This is a genomic window from Parabacteroides leei, assembly GCF_023369805.1.
Lineage (GTDB): Bacteria > Bacteroidota > Bacteroidia > Bacteroidales > Tannerellaceae > Parabacteroides > Parabacteroides leei.
Genome location: NZ_JAMBQG010000005.1, coordinates 16,149 through 41,678 on the forward strand (window position 1 = coordinate 16,149; position 25,530 = coordinate 41,678).

12 protein-coding genes are annotated in these 25,530 nt (G+C 42.1%); 11 read left to right on the plus strand and 1 reads right to left on the minus strand.

What is annotated here, in order from left to right:
• The first annotated feature begins 102 nt into the window (after positions 1-102).
• The 3 genes from M1P97_RS09220 to M1P97_RS09230 are packed head-to-tail and all read left to right on the plus strand — an operon-like array spanning position 103 to position 6,060.
• Positions 103-3,414: a SusC/RagA family TonB-linked outer membrane protein gene (locus tag M1P97_RS09220; RefSeq protein WP_394803891.1), complete on the plus strand. Its 3,312-nt coding sequence runs from the start codon at positions 103-105 to the stop codon at positions 3,412-3,414.
• Positions 3,415-3,435: 21 nt separating this feature from the next.
• Positions 3,436-4,971, plus strand: a complete 1,536-nt coding sequence (locus M1P97_RS09225) for a SusD/RagB family nutrient-binding outer membrane lipoprotein (protein WP_249388895.1) — start codon at positions 3,436-3,438, stop codon at positions 4,969-4,971.
• Between the two features lie 24 nt (positions 4,972-4,995).
• On the plus strand, positions 4,996-6,060 hold the full coding sequence (locus tag M1P97_RS09230) for an endonuclease/exonuclease/phosphatase family protein (RefSeq protein WP_195370471.1): 1,065 nt from the start codon (positions 4,996-4,998) through the stop codon (positions 6,058-6,060).
• 251 nt (positions 6,061-6,311) lie between these two features.
• Here the strand turns inward: M1P97_RS09230 and M1P97_RS09235 are convergent, their stop codons facing one another.
• Positions 6,312-6,758: a helix-turn-helix domain-containing protein gene (locus M1P97_RS09235; protein ID WP_249388896.1), complete on the minus strand. Its 447-nt coding sequence runs from the start codon at positions 6,756-6,758 to the stop codon at positions 6,312-6,314.
• A 474-nt stretch (positions 6,759-7,232) separates the two neighbouring features.
• Here M1P97_RS09235 and M1P97_RS09240 point away from each other — a divergent pair, with 474 nt between their 5' ends.
• The 8 genes from M1P97_RS09240 (at position 7,233) to M1P97_RS09275 (ending at position 25,521) form a co-directional block, all read left to right on the plus strand.
• Positions 7,233-7,778 (plus strand): RNA polymerase sigma factor, encoded by a 546-nt coding sequence (locus M1P97_RS09240; protein ID WP_317242667.1) that lies wholly within the window; start codon positions 7,233-7,235, stop codon positions 7,776-7,778.
• A gap of 64 nt (positions 7,779-7,842) precedes the next feature.
• The gene (locus M1P97_RS09245; RefSeq protein ID WP_249388898.1) at positions 7,843-8,823 is read left to right on the plus strand and encodes a FecR family protein; all 981 of its coding nucleotides are present in this window, start codon (positions 7,843-7,845) and stop codon (positions 8,821-8,823) included.
• A gap of 195 nt (positions 8,824-9,018) precedes the next feature.
• Positions 9,019-12,393, plus strand: a complete 3,375-nt coding sequence (locus M1P97_RS09250) for a TonB-dependent receptor (protein ID WP_249388899.1) — start codon at positions 9,019-9,021, stop codon at positions 12,391-12,393.
• A gap of 19 nt (positions 12,394-12,412) precedes the next feature.
• Positions 12,413-14,080 (plus strand): RagB/SusD family nutrient uptake outer membrane protein, encoded by a 1,668-nt coding sequence (locus M1P97_RS09255; protein ID WP_249388900.1) that lies wholly within the window; start codon positions 12,413-12,415, stop codon positions 14,078-14,080.
• Between the two features lie 148 nt (positions 14,081-14,228).
• Complete coding sequence (locus M1P97_RS09260) at positions 14,229-16,997, plus strand: GH92 family glycosyl hydrolase (RefSeq protein ID WP_249388901.1); 2,769 nt, start codon at positions 14,229-14,231, stop codon at positions 16,995-16,997.
• An 81-nt stretch (positions 16,998-17,078) separates the two neighbouring features.
• Positions 17,079-19,910: an NPCBM/NEW2 domain-containing protein gene (locus M1P97_RS09265; protein ID WP_249388902.1), complete on the plus strand. Its 2,832-nt coding sequence runs from the start codon at positions 17,079-17,081 to the stop codon at positions 19,908-19,910.
• Between the two features lie 894 nt (positions 19,911-20,804).
• Entirely contained in the window at positions 20,805-23,963 is a 3,159-nt protein-coding gene (locus tag M1P97_RS09270) for a SusC/RagA family TonB-linked outer membrane protein (protein WP_249388903.1), read from the plus strand.
• 19 nt (positions 23,964-23,982) lie between these two features.
• A complete protein-coding gene (locus M1P97_RS09275; protein WP_249388904.1) occupies positions 23,983-25,521 on the plus strand; it encodes a RagB/SusD family nutrient uptake outer membrane protein in 1,539 nt (512 codons plus the stop codon).
• The last annotated feature ends 9 nt before the right edge of the window (positions 25,522-25,530 follow it).

Genomic DNA, 25,530 nt, shown 5'->3' on the forward strand with positions numbered 1-25,530 from the left:
ATATAGCCGATGTAGGAGACCGGCTGTTATTAACGGGACTCTTCTGCTTACAAAGTTACAAACATTTATTTTATCTACATCTTATTTCTAATTAAAAGAAAAATGAGTAACATGAAGCATTTATTTAAACAAATGGTTATTCTGACACTATTGTTAACCTTTCCACTATTGGAAATCCACGCTCAGATAACCATCAATATGAAAGACAAACCCGCTTCGGAGGTGGTGAAGCAAATTGAAAAAGTAAGCAAATATCGTTTTTTTTATAAGAAAGGCCTTCCCGGTATGAGTACCCCGATTACTGTTGAAGCAAATGATCAAAGTATTGAATCCGTGTTGGGGCAGATCGTTCAGCAGATACCTGTTTCTTATGCTATAAAAGGAGAAACTCAGGTGGTACTTACTGAGCCCGAACTTCAAAACTCGAATATTAACCTTACTAAATCGGTGAAGGGAACGGTAACCGATGCGAACGGAGAACCTATTATCGGGGCGAATATTATGGAAAAAGGAACAGTCAACGGAACGATTACCGATATGGATGGTAACTTTTCATTGACAGTGAAAGAAGGAGCGATTCTGGTCGTTTCGTATGTCGGTTATATTACTCAGGATTTACCTGTTAAGAATAAAAGCACACTGGTTGTTCATTTGAAGGAGGATTCACAAGCGCTCGGGGAAGTGGTTGTTACCGCTTTAGGTATTAAGAGAGAAGAGAAAGCATTGGGCTACTCTGTCCAGAAGATGAGTGGTGACGATATGCCGATGGCTAAATCTGTTGATATAACTACTTCATTGACAGGTAAAATTGCCGGACTGAATATTCAGAATAATACCGAATTTGATCAGGATGCAACGATCTCATTACGTGGTTCTACTCCTCTATTGATTGTGGATGGTATCCCTTATGCAAATTTATCGATCAATGAAATTGCAGCCGATGATATTGAATCTGTCGATGTATTGAAAGGAGCAACCGCTTCAGCGTTGTATGGAGCAAGAGGTTCCAGCGGTGCAATCATGATTACAACAAAGAAAGGATCGGATAAGGAAGGATTGAACATCAATGTCAATAGTAATACTATGTTTTTCTCCGGTTATCTGGCTTTTCCTGAAACACAACATTCATACAGTGCCGGTACAGGTGGTAAATATAATAATAATTCGGTGTGGGGCGATAAGTTGGATATTGGACGTACTGCCGTTCAATGGGATCCGAAAACGTACGAATTCAGAGAAATGGAACTTACTTCCAAAGGAAAAGATAATTTCAATAACTTCCTTCAGTTTAGTATGGTAACAAATAACAACGTAAGTGTTACCCAGAAAGGAAAATATGGTTCTTTCAGAGCTTCCGCCACACAAGTTTACCATAAAGGGGAATATCCTAATCAGAAATTGAATAAAATGACTTTCTCCGTAGGCGGTGAAATGAAATGGCAGAAATTTTCGATGGATGCAACGGCGGCCTACAATAAACGTGTATCGTCGAATACGGTAGGTTCGGGGTATAGTAGCAGTTACATCTATAATATGGTGATCTGGGGCGGTACCGAATATGATGTTCGCGATTATAGAGACTACTGGGTGAAAGGAAAAGAAAATGAAATGCAGAACTGGTATGATAAGAGTTGGTATGATAATCCCTGGTTTAAAGCTTATGAACAGATCACTTCGTATGATACTGATGTGTTCAATACCTCTGTCAACACCAGTTATGAGATTACTCCCTGGTTGAAGGCGATGGCTCGTGCCGGTGCTGATATTTATAACAAGCGGGAAGAATCCAGAAATGCGATCAGTGCAAACGGAGCATGGGATAAGAAAGGATATTACAGTATAAATAAAGATACTAAATTTAGTGTCAATGCCGACGCTATGTTGATGGCCGATAAAACTTGGGGCAAGTTTAACTTAAATGGAATGTTTGGAGGTAATATTTTCTATCGGCATGACGATGATATGCTGAGTAAAACACAGGGAGGACTTTCGATTCCCGGATATTATTCGTTGAAGTCATCTTCCGACCCTGTTAGTGCGACAAGCAGTCTGAAGCAAAAACGGGTAAACAGTATCTATGGAAAAGCTTCTGTTTCCTGGAACAGTACCTATTATTTGGATATTACCGGACGTAATGACTGGTCTTCAACTTTACGCTCCGACGAGCGCTCTTATTTTTATCCTTCGGTGGCAGGTAGTGTAATATTGTCGGAAATATTACCGTTACCTTCCTGGTGGAATTTCTTGAAAGTGAGAGGGTCATGGACTACCACAAAGCAAGACGCAGATATATACGCCAATAATAATGTATACGAAGTTACAACAAATGTTTGGGATGGTTTGTCTACAGCTTCCTATCCTGAAGCTCTGATCGGAGGAATTGTTCTTCCTCAGAAATCCGAAACCTGGGAAGCCGGTCTGGCTCAAACCTTTTTACAGAAACGGTTAAATATTGACTTTGCCTATTATCATAAGTTGGAGTCTGATTTTATTATTAATGGAGGGGTAAGTGAGTCTACCGGATATAAATCCATTCAGACGAATAGTAAAGAGCAGCGTTTACGTACCGGTGTAGAACTGGTAGTAGGAGGAACACCCATCCAAACGAAAGACTTCAACTGGCATATTCTGACCAACTGGTCACATGATAACTATACTTATCATAAATTGGATCCTGATTATTCCACGAAACGTCCCTGGATCAAGGAAGGAGCCGACTGGGACTGGATTGCTATTAATGACTGGGAACGTGACCCTGACGGAAACATTGTTCACAACGGAGGTATTCCTGTACGACAGACGTTCCAGAAGAAAGTCGGTAAATATGTTCCTGATCTGGTGTGGGGTATAACCAATACATTACGATATAAGAATTGGACATTAAGTTTTACGTTTGACGGGCGTGTCGGTGGTATCTCTTATTCTAAAACGCATCAGATGCTTTGGAATTCAGGGACACATGTGGACTCAGATAACCAATTCCGTTATGATGAAGTTGTAAATGGGAATATTTCTTATGTCGGAGAAGGAGTAAAGGTTGTTTCCGGTGCGGTAAAAAGAGATCCGGATGGCAATGTCCTGGAAGATACACGGGTTTTTGCACCTAATGATATCGTGGTATCTTATGAAAGTTATATTACTAAGTATCATGACTCTCATGCAAGCCCGAGCTGGCAGAATATGCTGAGCCAGACTTTCTTTAAGCTTCGGAATCTCTCCCTGACTTATGATATACCGTCGTCGGCCTGTAAGAAAGTCGGGATGAAAAATGCTTCTGTTAGTTTTACCGGTCAGAACCTGCTTCTGTGGGCGAAAGATTTTAAATATGCAGACCCGGAAAGAGGTGGTGAAACAGAAGAGTTGAATGCACCGTCTCAGCGTTATATGGGTTTTAATATTAAAGTTGATTTCTAATAAAGTATACAAATGAGAAATATGAAAAATATAAAAATAGTTAGCTGTTTACTGGCGTATGTTCTTTCGTTTTCAGCTTGTACATCGACTTTTGATGAAATGAATACGAACCCGGATGCAACCACTCAGGTTAAATCGTCCATGTTGGCTACCACCGTAATAAAGGACATGGTTACGAAGATATGGGAGTATAATGAGTTTCTGAGTCGGAGGATGTTTTGGGGGGAACAGATTAATAATGCCCAATACAACCGTTTCGGAACAGATAGTTTTTCTTATATCCGGATACTGACGAATGCGAAACAAATGATGGAACTGGCTTCCGAGGAAGATAAAGATGCCTATTCTGGATTATTCTACTTTATGAAAGGTTGGAATTTCTGGCGTTGTACGATGAGTATGGGAGATATCCCTTATTCGCAGGCCCTGGATATAGAAGAGTACCGTTATCCGGTTTACGACAGTCAGAAAGATGTTTTTATAGGTGTTTTGTCCGACCTGGAAAAAGCAGATAAATTCTTTGCTACAGCTAATACATTCGAAGGTGATCCGTTTTATAAAGGAGATCCGGTGAAGTGGAGAAAAGCGACGAATGTTCTGCGGTTGAAGGTGTTGATTTCTTTGTCTAAGCGTGTGGATGATACGCCCGAGTTGAATATAAAGGAGACATTTGCCAGGATAGTAGCGGAGGGTAACCTGTTCCAGAGCAATGACGATAATTTGCAGGTTGTTTATTCAGATAAGCAAGGCCAGCAGAATCCGTTCCATAATAGTTTTGTGAAGAGTATTAACGAATATGCCGGTTCTTCCCTATTGATCGATCCGTTGAAGAAGTTTGAGGATTATCGTTTGTTCTATTATTTTTCTCCGGCCCAGGCCATGACAGATGAGTTATATCTGGCTCCGGGACAAAAACTGTTGGAACCGAGTGACTGGAATGCTTATCAGGGATTGGATGTTGCTGCCGTATTCGGGGAAGAGTCCAAAAAGATTGCTAACAAGATGCATTCGCGCCCGAATGGGGTATACCGTTTGAGTTATGCAGGAGTTCCATATATTCGTTTAGGATATGCGGATATGAATTTTACGATTGCTGAGGCTATCGAACGGGGTTGGGTAAAAGGAGATGCCCAAAAATACTATGAGGATGGTATCCGTGCTTCTTTTCGGTTCGTTCGTTCTACTGTTCCTGCGGAATATCAGAATGGAAGAGAAATTACGGATGAGTACATCGATAATTATTTAAAAGGCTCTTATGTGGCTTATAATACAAAAGGTACGCAGAAAGACCGTTTAAAACAGATCTGGATCCAAGTCTATATTGCTCGTTATTATCATATGCAATATGATGATTACTACGATTACCGTCGTAACATGTATCCGGAGTTTCCCATCAACCCGAATACAAACCTGAACGATGACAAGACGAAGATCCCAGTGCGCTGGCAGTATCCGGAGAACGAATTATTGTATAATAAGGAACAGTATCTTGCAGCACTCGATCGTCAATGGGGAGGCACAGATAATGTAAATAACGTGATGTGGTTGTTGAAATAGTTTTTATAATAAAGAGATGATGATATGAAAAAGATAATATTCTTATTATTTTGTCTGTTAAGTATGCCGGTATGGGCAAAAGCAGAAAAGACAAACGATACCTTTACCGTTTACCAGATGAATTTATGGCATGAAGGATCGAAAGTGCCGAATGGCTATCAGGGAATTCTTGATGTATTGGATGAGGTCGATGCCGATGTCGTTTTTTTATGTGAAATCAGAGATTTCGACGGGAAGATGTTCATGCCCAGGATTTTGGAGGATCTGGAAAAGCGGGGGAAGCATTATTATGGGGAGACTTTGGGAATGGTTGTCGGTCTTTTGACGAAGTACAAACCGGATAGTTTCGTGAAATGTTGTATTGTCCCTGGTGATGAAGGCAGAGCAATGTTGAAAGCTGCGGTTACGATAGCCGGGCAACCTGTTTCTTTCTATTCCTGCCATCTGGATTACCTGCATTATGAATGTTATATGCCTCGTGGATACAGCGGTATGAGCTGGGATAAAATAGATTCTCCGGTAACGGATGAGAAAATTGTTTTGGAGGCGAACCGGCTGGCTTACCGGGATGAGAGTATCTCTGCTTTTATCCGGGATGCACAAGCGGAGATCGACAAGGGGATCCCTGTGATAATGGGAGGTGACTTCAACGAGCCTTCCCATCTGGACTGGCAGGCTAATACAAAAGATCTGTGGGATCATAATGGAGCTATTATCAATTGGGATTGTTCTGTGATGTTGCAAAAAGCTGGATTTAAAGATTCCTATCGTGAGAAATATCCGGATCCGATCTTGTATCCCGGGTTTACATTCCCGGCCGGAAATAAGTTGGCGGAAGAAGCCAAGCTGGAAAAGTTAGCATGGGCTCCGGATGTGGACGAAAGGGATAGGATCGATTTTATTTATTATTATCCGACCAATGCTTCAGTTTCACTAGAAAAAAGTATTCTGGTCGGACCGTCTGAAACTGTTATCCGTGGAAAGGTAGAAGAAAGTGATTCCCGGGACAAGTTCTTCACTCCGAAAGGAATTTGGCCGACAGACCATAAAGGTAATCTGGCAACATTTAAGGTTGTTACCGGAGAATGATAGATAATAATGGGCAGGAAGCAAGGAATATTGTTTACCGGTATCTGATTAGAACGGTAACAATATGCTGTTGTTCTGTTGTACTATTTTACTGTCGATAATTGTCGGCAAGCTTGTTGATAGTTATCGGCAAGCTTGCTCACAAATTATCGGCAAATTTGTTTATAATTGTCGATAAGCAATTATTACGACGGGACCTTATCTTTTCTTTGGGATGAAATTCAGGTTATATCGGGTTGTAACTATGAATATTACCCTTTCTCCTTCAATAATTGTTCTAGCAAAGCGGACTTCTCTTTTTCAACGGCCAGCATGCGTTCAAAAAGGTCGGTGGCTTGTTTGTTCAATTCCATTATCTTCTCTAAAGGATGAATGGTATTTTGATTGTATTGATCATTTGATATTATTCCTGTATTATAGCTTCCACTTTCAAAATTATTATTTTCAATAATGACTGATAGCGGATTTTCATCCAGTTCTTCAATGATCTTGGGGGAAACATTTAAGATGTTCGCGATTTGGATCAACGTATCTTTTTCGATCACCCGCTGGCTTTCGATGCGTGAAACCATTTGCTGCGTAGTGCCGAGATCTTTCGCTAATGAGCTCTGTTTGACACCCATTATATTACGTAATCTGCGGACGTTTGCACCCTGGTGAACGTTCTTTTGAGTTTTCTCTTCTGTTTCTTTTTCCATATCGAACTTATTTTATTTGAGACAAATATAAGGACAAAACGATAAAGTCTTTGCTTGTCATATGGGAAATAACAATCTACCTTGCTTTTTTCTTTTCCTGCATGCGATGTAAAAAACCTAGCCGTTTTGTGTATTTTACCTAAGCATGAATATTGGGGCATGAAGATATACTGCTTTTCTTTGTAAAGGTATCGTGAAAGTGAATTGATAAAAAAGGAGTAATGGATATTGACGGGCATTGCGAACTTTTACGATATGTGACAGTTTCCGGTAAGAGGTGATTGGCGAATCAGAGAATAGTCCATCAAATAAATAGTTTTATACTATTTTTATAACAAAAATAAGTTTACATTTGCGTTGGGTTATAGCGTGTAATTATATAGAAAAAGATTTTAATTACTTCATACAACCACGTCATTAAGAAGCAGTCGTGATAATTGCAGAGTGATATTTATCTAATATTTAACTTAATATATATTGAATGTCTCTATTACAGATGAAAAACTAATTGCTGCAATCACAAATGATGATTACACCAGTTACAATAAGCTGTTTATACGATATTACAGCCGTCTGTGTTGTTATGTCTATCGTCTGTTAGGAGAGAAAGAGGATGCTGAGGATGTTGTGCAGGAACTATTTCTTACCCTTTGGAACAACCGGAAGAGGCTAGCAATTGGTGAGAATGTTTCCGGTTACCTGTATAAGATGGCGAGAAATCTGGCATTGAATCATATCCGTACACAAACGAATTACAAAACAGTTTTAGAGAACCGGGAAAAACAACTTCCTTATTACGAAGAAAATTCGCTTGAGACTGAAGAATTCCGCATGGCCCTTTACGATTGTATCAACCTGCTGCCTGGCAGGTGTAAAGAGGTGTTACTCCTTCACCGCGTCAAAGGACTGAAGCAGAAAGAGATTGCAGAGCAGTTATCTATTTCAGTCAAAACAATTAAAAATCAGATTTGGGCATCCCTCCAGAGATTGAAAAAGTGTCTTGAAGTAAAAGGTATATAAAATTTTTCAGGTCCGTATAGGACCTTTTTTGTTTTACTGTGTCTTAATTATAAAAGGAAGATTCATGGAAGAAAAAGAACATATAAGTGATCATATAATAGATTACCTGCTCAGTGGTGAAAAAGAGGTCACCGACCCGGTCCTACAGGAATGGCTGGATCGAAATGAGGAGAACCGGCAGGAGTTGGAGCGGTACCGCAAGATCTGGGAGGAATCGGGACATTATATGGATCCCGGTATTTTCAATGTGGATCGTGCCTGGGAAAAAGTGGATACATCCAATAGACAGAAGACTCTTCTCCGGAAACGTGTGAATAATATTTATTATACTTTATCGGGTGTCGCAGCCTCTGTTTTATTGATGGTCATTCTTTCTGTTACCGGAGTATTTGATAAGGAGCAGGATATCTCTGTCAGCTTGACCGCCGATTACGGGAACCGTTCGGAAATAGCGTTGCCTGACGGGTCTGTTGTAAAGTTGAATTCAGGGTCGGATATTACTTATGTATATAACTCGAAGAAGAAAATTCGGGAGGTCCGTTTCCAGGGGGAAGGATATTTTGATGTATCGAAAAGTAAAACCCCTTTTATTGTGAAAATGACTGATGGAGTAGAGGTGAAAGTATTAGGAACCTCTTTTAACCTGAAAGCTTATGATAGTGATCCGACAATCCAAGCTTCTTTAGTTGAAGGTCGAATCGAATTAAAACATCAAAATGAAAAATTAACAATGAAAGCTGGTGAGATGGCTGAATTCGATAAACGGACCAATAAACTGAAACAATTGGATGGTGATTTGTCTCATTCTTATGGATGGTTGAATAATAAACTCTATATGGATGATATGTCGTTGGGGGATGTCTGTCTATTTTTGGAAAGATGGTATAATGTAGATATAGCCCTTCAGGAAGGGTTGGGAGAAAAGATCCATTACAATGGGGTTATACAGGAAGAAACCATAACGGAAGTTTTGGAGGCCCTATCTCATTTAAGTAATATTGCTTATCACGTGAAAGGAAAAGATATAAGTATAACCTCTAAATAAGTTTGCCTATGAAATAACTATCATGAAACACAAAAAACGGGAAATGTTGCAACCACTTCCCGTCCTATTTTTTGATCATTAATATACAGTGTGACCAACACTATTGTTAACTAACAATCAGATTACAAATATATGAAATTTTTTAATTTATCAAGGCCGGAATGTTCTCCGGCCCTTAAAAAGGTATACGCTATTATGAGATTAACAACTTTGGCTCTAATTGTTTTCTCGCTTAATATTTCGGCTACCGTTTATTCCCAGAAGACGAAGCTGTCGTTGGATGTAAATAACCAGTCTATCAAAGAGATACTGTATCTGATAGAAAATCAGTCCGAATTCCGGTTTATCTATGAGAGTGGGAAAATTAATCTGGATAAAAAAGTGTCTGTTCGTGAAAAGGAGCAGACAGTGGAAACAATCTTAAATCGTTTATTTGCAAAAGAAGGGATCAAGTATGAAATCACAGAAAATAATTTTATTCTGATCAATCCTATAGAGATGAATGGCAACCCGGTTAACCAAAGAGCGGCACAGGAAAAGAAACATCTCACGGGTATCGTTACGGATGAAAAAGGGGAACCGATTATTGGAGCGAATGTTGTGGAAAAAGGAACAACGAATGGAACCGTTACAGATATCGATGGCAAATTCTCTCTGGAAGTAGACGATAAGTCGATGCTTATGGTCTCGTACATTGGATATAACACTAAAAATGTACCTGTATCGGGCAAGTCATCCCTGACGATTGATTTGAGTGAAGATACGAAAGCGTTGGATGAAGTTGTCGTTGTCGGATATGGTACTCAGAAAAAGGTGAACCTGACCGGATCGATTGCTACAATGAATGTGGATGATATACAACAATATCCGTCATCCAATTTATCTAATGCACTGAGTGGTCGGTTGGCCGGAGTTCGGTTTACACAAGCAACCGGTAAGCCGGGTGCCAGTGCTTCCGTTTCTATCCGTGCAGCCGGAACCTGGAACAGTACAGATCCTCTTTATGTCATAGATGGAGTGGTCAGAGATAAATTTGCATTTGACGGCCTTGATCCTTCCGAAGTTGAAAATATATCTGTATTGAAGGATGGAGCATCGGCTTCCATATACGGTTCACGTGCAGCTAACGGTGTAATCCTTATAACAACACGAAAAGGAAAGAGCGGCAAACCGACTATTAACTACTCGGGAACTGTCGGATTTTCGGATGCAACAATTACACCTGAAGTGTTGGATGCATACGATCAGGCGAGATTGGTAAACGACCAGTATGTGGTAGAGAATGTACCGTCTACAGATATGCGGTATTTTGCAGATGACGAACTGGCTTATTTGCGCGATAACCGGAGAAATTTCAACCTGTTGGATGCTGTCTGGAAAACATCGTTGTTAACACGTCATACGGTGAATGTCTCCGGAGGAAACGATGCTGTGAGATATTTTGTGGGAGGCTCTTATTTCTACGAAAATGGCTCATTCAAGAACCTGAGTTTTAACAAATACAATTTGAGAAGTAACCTGGAAGCGAATATTACCAAGGATCTTGTTGCTTCCCTTAATGTGAGTATCGATACGAGAGACGATCAGAAACCTTATTGGAGATATGATAATGATGCAGAGACATTAAACAATTTGTACAGAGGTTTATTGGAAAGAGGATCGACAGCTCCACCTTATATAGATGGGAAGCCTAATGGTACATTCTCCAAATGGCATGCCATTGAGACAGTAAACGGTGCCACCGGCTATAATAAGAAAAAATGGTCGAGTTATGATGTGACTATGTCATTGCAGTATGATGTACCATTTGTCAAAGGATTGAACTTGAGATTGATCTATAATAGGTTTGACCGGCATACATTTGTCAAACAGTTCAGCAGACCGTATCCTTTGTATGTATTTAAAACGACCGGAAGTCATAACCATCTTTGCACAAACGAGGTGGAAAGTATAATGATTCGCAATGACGGCGATTCTCTGTACGAGAAATATAATAAGGATTACAGTTACCAGTTGAATGGGATCGTTTCGTACAATAATAAATTTGGAAAACACGATATAGACGCTTCATTTATATATGAACAGTCCGAAGGTACGGTTGATTGGTTTGATGGGCAGCGGAATTATTTCATTTCATCAACGGTCGACCAGTTGTTTGCCGGGAGTTCCGATTCCAAAAATTCAGTGGTGAACGGAAAAGGAGCGGAGACCGGACGTCTTTCTTATGTTGGAAGAGTTCGTTATGGATACGATGAGAAATATCTGATCGAAGCTGCATTCCGGTATGATGGCTCAGTAAACTTTGCACCGGATAAACGATGGGGTTTCTTCCCTTCTGCTTCTGCTGCATGGCGTATTTCGGAAGAGAATTTCTTTAAAAATAATGTACATTTTATTGACTACCTCAAGTTAAGAGGTTCCGTGGGGTTACTGGGTAATGATGCAATTGTACTGGAAGATAAAAATGCGATCAGCGGCTGGCAATGGCAGCAAAGCTATAATATTGTGGATGGTGCTCAGTTCGGTTCGTTGTCGAATGGATTGGCTACCGGTGTAGTACCCAACCCCAACATAACCTGGGAGAAATCAGTTTCATACAACGCCGGATTAGATGCTTTGTTCTTTAAGAATAAGTTTTCTTTGAATACGGAGTTTTTCTTTAAACATACTTATGATATCCTGGGAAACCGAATTGCCAGTTTGCCTACGACCTTCGGAGCTAATATGCCGTCGGAGAACTATGCGGTAATGGATTCGAAAGGTTTTGAAATAGAACTGGGTTATCAGGATAAGATAGGAGAAAATTTCCAGTACTATATAAAAGGAAATCTAGGGTATGCCGTAAATAAGATCGTGAAGAAGGATGAGGCACAGAACCTGCCGGCCTATAAATCTGAGATCGGTTATAACTCGGATCGTTTGATGGGATATATCGCAACGGATATTATTCGTACGCAGGCTGATCTGGATGCACTTCCCGACGACTATCTGATTTTTGGGGCTAAGCCGGAATTAGGAATGCTGAACTATATGGATTTGCGTGGAGTTAATTCTGATGAACCGGACGGAAAGATCGATGAGAATGATAAAGACTGGATCATTAAGCATCAGACCCCTCCTGTCAATTATGGATTTTCTATAGGAGGTACATGGAAAGGATTCAGCCTGGACTTGTTCTTCCAGGGTGTAGCCGGTGCAAAGAGACTAATCGATGTCAGAACAACGGACTGGGCAAATGAAACCGCCCCCTATGAGTTCTGGAACGACCATTGGACTCCGGAAAATCCGACTGCCAGCTTCCCTCGTGCAGCCAGACATAATGCAGGGGTAGAGTCCACATTCTGGGTGCGTAACTCTTCTTTCCTGCGTTTGAAGAATGTAAATCTCAGCTATACTGTTCCTCAAAATGTGACATCTAAATTGAGAGTATCGCAACTGAGCGTATTCCTTACCGGGACAAACTTGCTGCTGTTGCAGAACAGGATAAAATATTATGATCCGGAAAATAGTGCATTGACGGATTATCCGAATATGAGAAACTTCTCTATGGGCATAAATCTTAGTTTTTAACCTTCTAACAGATTCAATTATGAAACATATATTATTTTTATTGTTACTGATACTATTTGCCGGTTGTTCGGACGTATTGGATAAGGCAAATTTGTCTGCTGTTCCCGAAGAAGTTGTCTGGAATGATGCAGGGTATGCTACCGCGTATGTAAATAAACTATACAGGGACAATCTTCCCGGCTGGAATATATCTGTGGCAGGTGACTCGGATGAGGCTAATAGTACTTCCGGTATCTTGTATGGGCAGTTGACATCGTCATCCATCGACATTTGGTATTATAACCAGATCAGAAGTATAAATATCTTTCTTGATAATATAGACCTGGGGACTATCGAAGAAGCGACAAGGAAATCGCTTAAGGCACAGGTATATGTACTGAGAGCCTGGCGATATTTTGAGATGGTTCGGGTATATGGCGGCGTTCCGATCATAGATAAGGCGCAAAGTTTATCGGATGATCTCTATGTGAAGCGGAACAAAACATCGGAATGTATCGATTTTATCATAAATGATCTGGAAAATGCAGTGACGGGATTACCCTGGCAATGGACTAACAATGATATAGGCCGGTTTACAAAGGCTACGGCACTCGCATTAAAAGCAAGAGTCCTGCTGTATTATGCAAGCCCTCAGTTCAATCCGGATAATCTCAGGGAACGTTGGGATGCGGCATATAATGCGAATAAATCCGCTGTTGATGAACTGTCGAAAAACGGATATGGCCTGTATGACAGTTATGAGAATATCTGGTTTGATGAGATGAATAAAGAAGTCATATTTGTTCAACGTTATGAAGAACCCGGACTTTATCATTACTGGGATGCAGCAACACGTCCGTTGGCAGAGTCGCAGAATATATCAGGATGTAATATACCATCTTTGGAAATGGTAGAGTCATATCCTATGATAAACGGAAAAGGTATCCATGATCCGGAGTCGGGCTATGATCCGGTTATTTATTGGGAAAACCGTGATCCCCGTTTTAAGACAACGATTGCATATAACGGTTGCCTGTGGGAACTTAGCGGTAAGACCGGTCGGAAACAATGGACATATGTGGGAGCTGAAGTGCAACCGTCTGCTTCCGGTTTTTATTGCAGGAAAGCGATCAATACAAGTTATACTCCTTATTTTGCAGAGAGAAGCAGTACGGATTGGATTGAACTTCGTTACGCGGAAGTCTTGTTGAATTATGCAGAATGTGCAGCCGAATCAGGTAAGACAGAAGAAGCCTATGGAGTATTGAAAGAAATCCGTAAAAGAGCCGGTATTTTACCCGGTAATGACGGAATGTATGGATTGGCTACGGGTATGAACAGTGGTGAATTGGTAAAAGCTGTATTATTTGAACGTAAAATAGAATTTGCCTACGAAGGAAAGCGATATTGGGATTTGCGAAGAAGACGTCTTTTTGCGGAAGAACTGAATGGAAAGAAACGTCATGGTGTGCAGCCGATATTGAAAATAGATAAGGAAGAATTCCTGAAGATCGAGAATGTCGTGAACCTGGATAAAGACTACGGAACTTATTTCAGGGACTCCATCGTCGAGTTGGATAAGGTATTCAGTATTGATTTTAAAGATAACTATTATTTCTATGCGCTTCCGGAGAAGCATTTACAGACGAATAGTAATTTGCAACAAACCCAGGGGTGGGATAATGGGACATTTAATCCTTATGAATAATAACTGACTTTTTATCACCGGAGAAATGGCAATTATCTTTCTCCGGTGATTTTTAATAGCAATAATAATCCACTGAATAGACAGTTATTTGCTATTTGTCTATGAATAATTGAAATTTATATTTGCATTGATTTATAATACACTTTATATGGAGAAATACGTACAGAGAATGTGTTTACTGTTTTCTATTTTCATCTTGTTAGGTTGCTATCCGGTTATATCCCAGGCAACCCCCTATAACATAGCACCTCTAGCCCGTGCTTCTGCCTCTTCTTCGATGGATGCCGGCCATGATGCGGCTAAAGCTGTCGATCAGGTGATCCGTGTGCAGGATAAGGGAGAATGGGCGTCTGCGAGTACCGAAACTTTCTGGGGGCAGATTGATTATCCCTGGATACAGTTGGACTGGGAGCAACCTGTGAATATCAATAAGATCATTCTGTATGACCGTCCGGCCAAGGAGTCTCATATAGCCGGAGGCATATTGCATTTTAGTGACGGTAGTAAGATTAACGTTTGGGGAATAGCCAATGACGGAAGCCCTAAAGAGGTAGAGTTTGAATCACGAAAGGTAGAATGGGTACGCTTCGAAGTCACGGATGCCGCTGGTACGCAGGTCGGCCTTTCGGAGATCGAGGTCTTTCCTTCTCCTGAGGATTATACGGATCACGTATCGTGGGTCAATCCTTATATCGAGACAGCCCGTGGGCGTTACTTTTTCTTTATTACAGGAAATCAACCCTATGGAATGATTGGTGCAGCACCTCTGACAAGAAATAAAAATCAATATGGAGGCGGGTACAATTATAACTCTTCGGAGGTTCTGGGTTTTCCACAGATCCATTGTTGGATGCTTTCCGGCTTAACAATGATGCCGGTGACAGGGAATGTGGATCCGACAGGTGGGGAACAACTTTGGAAATCTTCTTTCCTGCATCAGGGAGAGATTGTTCAACCGGGTTATCACAGGCTGTTTCTGGATAAATACAAAGTCTGGGTGGAACAGACGGCTACCGATCGTGTCAGCTTTTACCGCTTCACTTATACGGAAGAGAATCTGGCGGATATATTATTGAATCTGGGTGGGTATGTCGGCACTTCGACGATGGTAAATGCCCATGTCTATAAAAAGGGAAATGAAGGCGTGGAAGGTTATTTTGATACGACCGGACGATTGTGGGGAGGACCTGATGTAGTCAGAATCTATTTTGCCGTTACATTCGATACACCTTTCCAATCACTGGACGGTTGGGTTGGCCCGGAACAGTTCAAAGATATCGATGAGTTGCAGGGAGCGAAGGAGAGTACTCCGAGAAATCAGGGAATGAGTTATCATGATGCCCCTACTTCCGGGGTGAAGGCTAATTACCAGGTAAAGCCTGGCGAACAGTTACAGATGAAAGTCGCCATTTCCTATGTAAGCACGGAGAATGCCTGGGATAACCTGAAGCAGGATTGCGACCACTGGGACTTTGACCAGGTACGGCAAGCATCTCAGCAGGAATGGAATGAATGGCTGGGTAAGATTAATGTAAAGGGAGGTAGCCATAACCAGCAGATGAAGTTCTATACCGACTTATGGCACTCATTATTGGGAAGACATAAACTGGATGACGCCAACGGCGAATATCCGGATTATACGGATGGAACCCGGAAAGGGGCTGAGACGAAAAATATCCGTTTTCATGTGCGCCAGTTGGAGAAAGACGGACAGGGAAAGGTGAAACATCATATGTACAACTCGGATGCATTCTGGTTGACACAATGGAATCTGAATACGCTCTGGGGGCTGGCTTATCCGTCCGTGCTGGATGACTTTGCGGCTTCTCTGCTGGAGTATGACGTGAATGGAAACCTGCTTCCCCGCGGACCTTGTGCCGGCGGATATTCCTATATCATGTCCGGATGTCCTGCCACCTCTCTTATCACGAGTGCTTTCCAGAAAGGACTTGTCCGGAAATGGGATCCGCAAAAGGCTTTCAAGGCTATGAAACGAAATCATTCCAAAGGAGGAATGCTGGCATTGGGAATGGATAAGGAGCTGGACTTCTATGTCCGTAACGGCTATTGTCCCGGCAATGCCGGTCTGACCATCCAGTGGGCCTTTGAGGACTGGGCTTTGGCTGAAATGGCAGCTAAAATGGGAAAGAAAGGCGATTATGACTATTTCCATAAACGGGCTACAGGCTGGCCGGCTTCTTTCAATAAGGAGCTGGGGCTGATCCTGCCGAAGAAAGCCAATGGTGAATGGCTGCATACCGACCCTTTGAGCGGAAACGGATATGTGGAGGCTAACGCCTGGCAGGCAACGTTCGGACTTTCGCATGATATTCCTGTATTGGCAAAGCTGATGGGAGGTAACGACAGTCTTTGCAGTAAGCTGGATTTTGCTTTCCGCCAATCGGAAGAAACTGATTTTGTCTATGGATACGGCAGCGGCTATGTCAGCTATGCCAATCAGCCGGGCTGTTCGAATGCTCACGTCTTCTCGCATGCCGGAAAACCCTGGCTGACCCAATACTGGGTACGTTGCGTGAAAGAACAGGCTTATGGAGCAGTTACTCCCGACAGAGGGTATGGCGGACATGATGAGGATCAGGGACAAATGGGTGGTGTGAGTTCCTTGATGGCAATCGGATTGTTTGCGCTGGATGGTGGTTCTTCCCGCGATCCGCAATATGATATAACAAGTCCTGTGTTTGATGAGGTGACTATTTCGCTGGATACTGATTATTATAAAGGAGGGTCTTTTAAAATAAAGACTTACAATAATTCGGCCTCCAATTGTTATATCCAACGTGCACGACTTAACGGAAAAGAGTATAATTCTTTCCGGATTTCTCATGCCGCCTTTTCGGAAGGGGGAGTACTGGAGTTGTGGCTCGGTGATACCCCGAATGAAGGCTGGGGTAAATAAGATGTTATTTGATACGAATGTAGTCCCCGGAGATATTTTAAGTATCTTTGGGAACTATATATATTCTAACTTTTAGCTAGCATGAAAAAGACTATTTCTTTATTTCTCCTTATGGGAGGATTTTTCTTTACAGGTTGGGATGTCAGTGCCCAGAATACAATTTTTCTACCTGATATGGATCTGTCTCTGGCCTATCAGCAGTATGGTTCACCCATGAAGAACACAGCCGTTACCGGTGAGAAGCTGACGATAGCCGGCGAGCAGTTCGTACAGGGAATAGGCGTACAGGCCAACAGTAAGATTAAACTGAGTCTGCGGAATAATACCAAACAATTTACCTGTAAGGTCGGGGTAAACGACCATTCATTGGATTACAAAAAAGAAGATTTCAGTAAGATACCGATGACAGACGGGACAATGCTGTTTTATCGTACTGACGGTACCGGAGGGAAAAAGCAGTTTGTCGGAGTAGGTTCCGGGGATGGTTCTCTGGATAAAGGAAGTGTCGTCTTTCGCCTGGTTGGTGACGGGAAAGAACTGTATAACAGCGGAATGGTTCGCGGTGGAGAAAAAGCCCGTGAAGTATCGCTCGATATGTCGGGGATAGATGTCCTGGAACTGATCGTGGATGATGGTGGCGACGGCATGAGCGGCGACCATGCAAACTGGATCGACCCCGTTTTCTCCTATAATGAAATCAAACCTTCACTGGTTAATGCAGATTATAAGGGAGCTATCGAGACAATGCCTGCAGAGGTGGAAAAAACGTTGCGTAGAAACATAGCCACTCTGCCCACTATCGACCTGCCGGTGGCACGTCCCCAGTCTGATTGGTTGCTGGATGCCAAAGATGTGAAAGCCGGCGTTTATCAGACACATAACGGAAAAGACATTGTGCTGTCCAATGGACTGGTGAGCCGTGTATTCCGTATCTATCCGAATCTTGCCACAGTCGATCTGATCAATCAGATGACCGGCGAGAGTATGCTTCGTGCCGTTAGTAATGAAGGTGTTTTAAAGATTGACGATAAAATCTATACATTGGGCGGTCTCGACGGTCAGTTCGAGTATGGCTATACGCAATATAAGTGGATTGATAGCCTGACCATCCTGCCGAACTCATTCCGTGTAACCGGATTCGACGTTACGGAACTCACTCCTCGTATCGAGTGGGCAAACAAACGCTGGTCGCTTGTGAAGCCGGGTGAGACTTCAGGTAAGGTGCTCTCTTTCTATCTGGAAGGGCCGGATTACCTGAAAGGTGTAAAGGTGAAACTGAATTATGCCCTCTATGACGGTATCCCTTGTATCAGCAAATGGTTTGAAATTGATAACCAAACCGGAATGGAGATAACATTGGATGAGTTTACGCTTGAACAGTTGGCTATGGCAGAACCCGAATCTCCGGTGGAAGCCAAGCGCCCCGAACAATTCCTGAAACCCAATATCCATGTCGAAAGCGACTGGGCGTTTCTGGGATTCACCGAACGGGAAGCCGACCGCACCGAATTCTGGAATACCGACCCGCGATATACTTCTCAATGTAACTATCCGTTGCTGACCCCTTGCCTGCTGGAGGTAAAACTACCGATGGGACCGGATGAAGATATCCCCGCCGGTGGTAAGTTCCAGAGTTTCCGTACCTGGCTGATGCCATTCGACAGCGACGACCGTGAACGGAAAGGTCTTTTCCAGAAACGGATGTATCGTAAGATCGCTCCCTGGACAACCGAAAATCCGATCTTCCTGCATTGTGTCTCCTCTGATCCGAAGGTGGTGAAAACAGCGATCGATCAATGTGCCGAGACGGGATATGAAATGGTTATCCTGAGTTTCGGTTCGGGATTGAATATGGAGGATGAAAGTGAGGCGAACATCGCCAAATTCAAAGAATTTACAGAGTATGCTAATTCCAAAGGGATAGAACTTGGCGGTTATTCCTTGCTGTCCAGCCGTTGGATCAGTGATGAGGTGGACGTTATCAACCCCGAGACAGGAAAACGAGGAGGTATGATCTTCGGCAGTTCCCCTTGCTTGTCCAGCGAATGGGGAAACGATTATTTCCGCAAAGTACGAGGCTTCTTTGAAAAGACCGGAATGACTGTTTTTGAAAACGATGGTTCTTATCCGGGAAATGTTTGTGCTTCTACGACTCATGCATATCACAAAGGGCTGAAAGACTCTCAATGGAAGCAGCGTAAACAAATAGTCGATCTGTACCAATGGATGTGTGAAACAGGTATTTATACCAATATTCCCGATTGCGGTTATATGTTGAATGGCGGATCGAAGGTCGGTATCGGTTACCGTGAAGTGAACTGGTCGCTTCCGCGTGAACGCCAGCTTGTGTTGGGACGTCAGGTAATGTATGACGGCCTGTGGGAACGTTTGCCGGGTATGTGCTGGACATTCGTTCCGCTCACACAGTATCATGGTGGTGGAGCTGCTGCCACGCTGGAGCCTCTAAAAGATCACATCCCTGACTATAAAGCGCACATGATCCAGAACTATGGAGCCGGTGTGCAGGCTTGTTATCGTGGTCCTCGTCTATATGACACGCCGGAGACCAAAGCGGCTGTCGTTGAAGTGATCGACTGGTATAAGAAGTACCGGAATATCCTGAACAGCGAACTGATCCACCTGCGCCGTGCCGACGGACGTGACTGGGATGGTTTTATGCATGTCGATCCGGAAGGGAAGGAGAAAGGCTTTGCCCTGTTGTTCAACCCGACCGACCAGGTTATCACCCGTACGATACGGCTTCCGCTTTATTACACTGGTATCTCCGATATAGCGAAGATCAGGGAGAAAGAGAATGCTCCGGTTACCTATAAGCTGAATCGCGATTATACGGTAGATATTGCGGTGACTATTCCTGCCCGTGGGAATACCTGGCTGGTGATAGAGAAATGAAAAGGTTCTTCTATTTCAATATTGTTTAATATAACTGTCATACTATCATTTATGGCTTTATATATGATGAATATCAATATGTAAAGATCATGATGGTTGGTGTGATAGTTCCATTTTCTACTATCATACTATCATAAAACAGCCTGACAAAACTTCCAGTCTACAGGACTTATTTTCAGCAAAGTAACTAATTATTTTTTTTGAGACCCGGGTGTAAAGGGTGTCGGGACCCGGGTCTTAGCATCGTTCAAACCCGGGTGTAAAAGGGTATAAAATGGGGGGCTGAAGAGGAAGCATTAGTAGTTTTCGTGAAAAAAGTAGGTATAGTTGAGCAAAAAATATAGGGTGCTATGAAGAAAATGGTCTGTGTCTGATCGTTTTTTATGTCCATTTTTATGATGCTTTACCTTGAAATAGATCGTTTTATGATAGTTTATATTAGCTAAATGATGGTTCATCTTAATTGGGAACATTCTGTTTTATGTAAAATAGATCAATAAACGTGTTTTAAGGTTAAGTAGGTAAATATTCTATTTGTGTAAAATGTACTTTATATCAGTCTGTTATTTGAATATCAAGATAAGAGCTTGTTATTACCTTTCTTAAGCAACTGATTTAGTCCGATAAGAACTCATTCGATTTTTTGCCAAATATATAAAAAATGCACTAATATCGGTTTCTTATATTAAAAAAAATAAGAATTTAACACTCTCCCCACTCAAATCTTTATGAATAGAACTTCTCTAAAGCCTTTTTTACATATTTCCTTTTTTTAAGATCTATCTGTTTTGAATGAGTTCTTATCGAACTCAGGTCAATTGTTGGTATTCTGACAAGTTTACTGTAAAGGGTGATGCAATTGTAATGCAGATATAAATCTAATAATTCAAGTTTATGAACAACGCTTTACTGAAAGACAATCTTGCTGCAAGAGCAGTGGATTCTCAGACGCGGAAGGTATTATCCAGGTCCGGTCTTATAGCTGGATTATGTATATCTTCCCTCGTTTCTTCGTATGCTATTCCAAACGGAATGGATGCAACGAAAGCAAAGAATGAAAGTGTTATGATCACTCAACAGGCTAAAAAGGTGTCGGGTGTAGTAACGGACAGTGCTGGAGAGCCTATACCTGGTGCTAATGTCGTGCAAAAAGGAACCACAAATGGTACAGTTACCGATATGGATGGTAAGTATACTTTGGATGTACCTAACAATGCAACTCTGGTTATTTCTTTTATTGGTTATACTACGCAAGAAATTAAAGTAGGTAGCCAGTCTGTGGTGAATGTCAGTTTGGCTGAAGAGGCAATTGGTCTGAATGAAGTTGTTGCCATTGGTTATGGTTATGTGAAGAAGAAAGACTTGACTGGTGCTGTTTCTACTGTATCGGCAGATGACATGGTATTAGGCGGTACGGTGAGTAACGCAGCTCAGGCGTTACAAGGTAAAACAGCCGGTGTACAGGTGTCGCAAAGTTCAAAAGCGCCAGGTGGTACTATTTCGGTACGTGTCCGTGGTAACAATTCAATCTCGTCTACCAACGAACCGCTTTATGTGGTGGATGGTTTCCCTTCTTCCGAAGGCTTAAACTTAAACCCGAATGATATTGAATCCATGCAAATCTTGAAAGATGCATCGGCCACGGCTATTTATGGGGCACGTGGAGCGAATGGGGTCGTATTGATTACGACGAAACGAGGAAAAGCAGGCGAAAACAAAATTTCTTACAGTGGTTATCTGGGAACTCAGAAGGTGGATAATCCGTTTGAGTTTATTAATGCAAAGGATTATATGAACTTGCAAAACGCGTTGTATCAGGAAATCGACGGTCAGGAAGGTAATCCGAACGGAGCTTATACGCCGTCTCAATTACAGTCTACTGTAGATACTGATTGGTTGGATGTCTGTACACGTCTGGCTTTGGTACAAGATCATAATATCCAGTTCCGTGGAGGTTCTGAAAAGACAAAGGTTTTGACTAGTTTGGGATATTATAAGCAAGAGGGTGTTCTGAAGAATACGGATTTTAACCGTATTTCCGGACGTGTGAATGTAGACCAAACCATCAACGATTTCATTAAAGCCGGTGCTACGATGTATGCCCATCGCGAACGTTCGAATGCTCAAACCTATAGCGGAAATATTCTGGGCGAGAATGTAATGTTGAGTGTGATGGGGTATGACCCGACGGTAAAGCCTTACAACGAAGACGGTACGTACGGACGTGTTCCCGGCGGTCGTGGGGATAATCCGTTAGCCAATTTGTTGGAACGTAAGAAAGAGGTGGTAAACGATAAGTTCAACGGAACGGCTTTTCTTGAAGTCCATCCGTTTGAAGGATTTACGGCGAAGGCTACAGCCGGTGTCGAGTTGCTGCATAACTTCAAAGGTTCTTATTTGCCGAAATCTACCACTTATGCGGGAGAAATTGAAGGAGGTATTGCTTCTACGTATGATTTTAGAGCCACCCGGCAGGTATTTGAAGGTATTTTGAATTATATGAAGACTTTCAATCGTGTACACGACTTGAACGTGATGTTGGGATATTCGTATGAGAAGTACAATGCAGAATCTCGTTCGGCAAGTGGGAAAGGTTTTTCTACCGACCTGTTTGAGTGGAACAATTTGGGAGCGGCTTCCATTAAAGGTGTCTCTTCTGCCAAGACCGAGAATATTCTGGCTTCCTTCTTCGGTCGTGTGAATTATGCATATAATGATAAATATTTGGCAACAGTAACGGTTCGTCGGGATGGTTCTTCTCGATTTGGAGCGAATAATCATTGGGGTACATTCCCGTCAGGTTCTTTGGCCTGGCGTGCCAGTGAAGAAGATTTTGTGAAGAACTGGGGTGTTTTCAGCAACTTAAAAGTACGTGCCGGTTACGGTGTTACGGGTAACGAACGTATTGGCGATTATGCGTCGTATGCACTGGTATCCACCAACCATATTACTTTGGACGGTTCAAGCAATATGCCGGGTACGCACCTTAATCAGGGCAGTCCTGAAAATGCCAGCTTAAAATGGGAAACAACCACTCAGTATAATATAGGTTTTGATATGGGATTCTTTAATAACCGTTTATCTGTGACGTTGGATGGCTATTGGAAGAAGACAAAAGATTTGTTGCTGAAAGTTTCTTTACCTTATTATACAGGCTTTACTTCCGGTCAACAGAATATCGGGGAGATTTCGAATCGTGGTTTTGAGTTGGATATTACGTCTCATAATTTGACGGGTGATTTCACTTGGGATACGAAGTTTAATTTGGCACTCAACCGAAACAAGGTGTTGGATTTGGGTAGTAGTGGCGATATACGTATCACCTCTGCCAAGCCGGTCGGCACGGTATCGGAAAATGCTTACGCAATTGTGCGTGAGGGAGAACCTCTAGGTTCGTTGTATGGATGGAAATATATCGGCGTATTGCAGGAAGGGGAGACATATGCTCCGCAACCTAACTCAAAACCGGGTGATCCGAAATTCGAAGATGTGAATAAAGACGGCAGGATTGATGCGGATGACCGTACAATTATAGGGAATGCCAATCCGGATTTGATTTTTGGTTTGACTAACAATTTTGCTTGGAAAGGATTTGACTTGTCTATTTTCTTTCAAGGTTCCATTGGCAATGATTTGTTGAATATGACACGCATGAACTTGGAGTGGAAACGTACAACGGATGCATTGAATCGTTGGACACCTTCCAACAAAAATACGGATATTCCGCGTAACGGTTTCTATTATTCACAGTATGGCGGATATGTGAATGATCATTTTATCGAAGATGCTTCATTCCTTCGTTTGAAGAATTTGACTTTGGGTTATACAATTCCGTTTAAAAAGGTGGTAAGTTCTTGCCGGGTATATTTTTCTGCTGAGAACTTATTTACAATTACTGGTTATTCCGGTTGGGATCCGGAAGTGGATACAAAGGCAAACGAGGCAGCCCAGTCAGGCGGAAGCCAACAAACGGCAAATGCTGGCGCTGGTATGGATTTCAATGCTTATCCTGCTATGCGTACTTATACAGTAGGTTTGAATATTACATTCTAATGGAAAGGAGAATTTGACAATGAGTTATAAGAAATATTTATTAGGTCTGGTTACGATAGGATTGGTTTCGGCTTGTACTGATCTGGATCCTGAAATATATAGTAATTTGACGACGGCGAATGCGTATGGTACGGAGTCGGATATCGAAGCTGCTGTAGTGGGCTTATATTCGGATATGAATCCTTATCCGGGGGATTCTTGGTTGTATTATGGTGGTTATATGATTATGATTACCGATTATGCCACTGATATGGGTTATTCTACTGCTGCTGGTGACCCGACTAAGTTGAGTAATATGACGTATGATGCCAGCAATCGTTATTTCAGCAACAACTGGAGAGATATGTATAATGTGATATCAAATGCCAATACGATTCTGGATAATGTAGATGCAGTCAATATGTCGGAAGAAAAGAAGAACTTGGTGAAAGGACAGGCTAAATTCCTGCGTGCAATGGCTTATCGTGATTTAACAGATGCATGGGGTGCGGTTCCTTTTATTACTTCGTTGGTGAAGAACCCGTTTACCATGAATGATGCGGCATTGACTTCGGTAGCTGAGATTGAAGCGACATTGATTGCCGATTTGAAAGAATGTATCAATCTTTTGCCAGCTAGCTGGAGTGGTCAGGATTTGGCTCGTGCCACGAGTGGTGCTGCCGCTACGTTGCTGGGAAAGATTTATTTGCGTAATCATGATTATGCAAATGCGAAAACGTATATTGACATGGTGTTGAACAGCGGTCAGTATGAATTGGAAAGTGATTTTAAATATGTATGGTCGGAAAACAATAAGTATGGAAAGGAGATGATTTTCGCTTTGCTACATGAGACGGGGCAGAATGCGGCGGAGATTGCTTGTCACTTCGGTCCTTCGGATCATCCGGAGGTTCCGGGACGTTGGCAATATTACGGTGTATCCCTTCCTTTTTGGCGTAGTTATGATAAAGAAGATCCGCGTCGTGAGTTCTTTTATTATGATTATACGGGGGATGCAAAACGCGATGATCAATCTGATTATGGTTTTCATTATATGGTTCCGGATGAGGGGGTAACGGTTGTACCGAATGATACGACCAAATATATGCAAAACGTGGCAACCATGAAATATACCTATGATATGATTTCGGATGCTTATTATGATGGGCGTACGATTTGCATTTTCCGTTTATCGGATGTGATTCTTTGCAAGGCGGAAATCGAGAATAACTTGAATGGTCCGGTTGCCGCTCTTCCTTATCTGAATCAGATTCGTGCTCGTGCCGGTGCTCCGGAATATGGGAAACACAATCGTTTCCCTGTTCCTTCAACGAAAGAAGCCATGAACGATGCTATCCTTAAAGAACGTGGGTACGAACTTGTGTTTGAATTCCAGCGTCGTGCCGACTTGATTCGTTTCGGTAAATATGAGGAAGTTGTAAATGCACATTTAAAGAAACTGGGTATCACCCAGCCAACAAATGTAACTTCTAATTTACGGTATTTCCCGTATCCGTTGAATGATGCCCAATTGAATCCGAATTTGGCAGCAGAGAATCCTTCACGGTTACCGAAATAAATAATGGGG

What these genes read in the sequence shown, in the direction of transcription:
- M1P97_RS09265 (WP_249388902.1), top strand. Translation starts at nt 17,079, where the DNA reads ATGAAAAAGACTATTTCTTTATTTCTCCTTATGGGAGGATTTTTCTTT.
- M1P97_RS09260 (WP_249388901.1), top strand. Translation starts at nt 14,229, where the DNA reads ATGGAGAAATACGTACAGAGAATGTGTTTACTGTTTTCTATTTTCATC.
- M1P97_RS09235 (WP_249388896.1), bottom strand. Translation starts at nt 6,758, where the DNA reads ATGGAAAAAGAAACAGAAGAGAAAACTCAAAAGAACGTTCACCAGGGT.
- M1P97_RS09230 (WP_195370471.1), top strand. Translation starts at nt 4,996, where the DNA reads ATGAAAAAGATAATATTCTTATTATTTTGTCTGTTAAGTATGCCGGTA.
- M1P97_RS09245 (WP_249388898.1), top strand. Translation starts at nt 7,843, where the DNA reads ATGGAAGAAAAAGAACATATAAGTGATCATATAATAGATTACCTGCTC.
- M1P97_RS09270 (WP_249388903.1), top strand. Translation starts at nt 20,805, where the DNA reads ATGAACAACGCTTTACTGAAAGACAATCTTGCTGCAAGAGCAGTGGAT.
- M1P97_RS09225 (WP_249388895.1), top strand. Translation starts at nt 3,436, where the DNA reads ATGAAAAATATAAAAATAGTTAGCTGTTTACTGGCGTATGTTCTTTCG.
- M1P97_RS09220 (WP_394803891.1), top strand. Translation starts at nt 103, where the DNA reads ATGAGTAACATGAAGCATTTATTTAAACAAATGGTTATTCTGACACTA.
- M1P97_RS09275 (WP_249388904.1), top strand. Translation starts at nt 23,983, where the DNA reads ATGAGTTATAAGAAATATTTATTAGGTCTGGTTACGATAGGATTGGTT.
- M1P97_RS09250 (WP_249388899.1), top strand. Translation starts at nt 9,019, where the DNA reads ATGAGATTAACAACTTTGGCTCTAATTGTTTTCTCGCTTAATATTTCG.
- M1P97_RS09255 (WP_249388900.1), top strand. Translation starts at nt 12,413, where the DNA reads ATGAAACATATATTATTTTTATTGTTACTGATACTATTTGCCGGTTGT.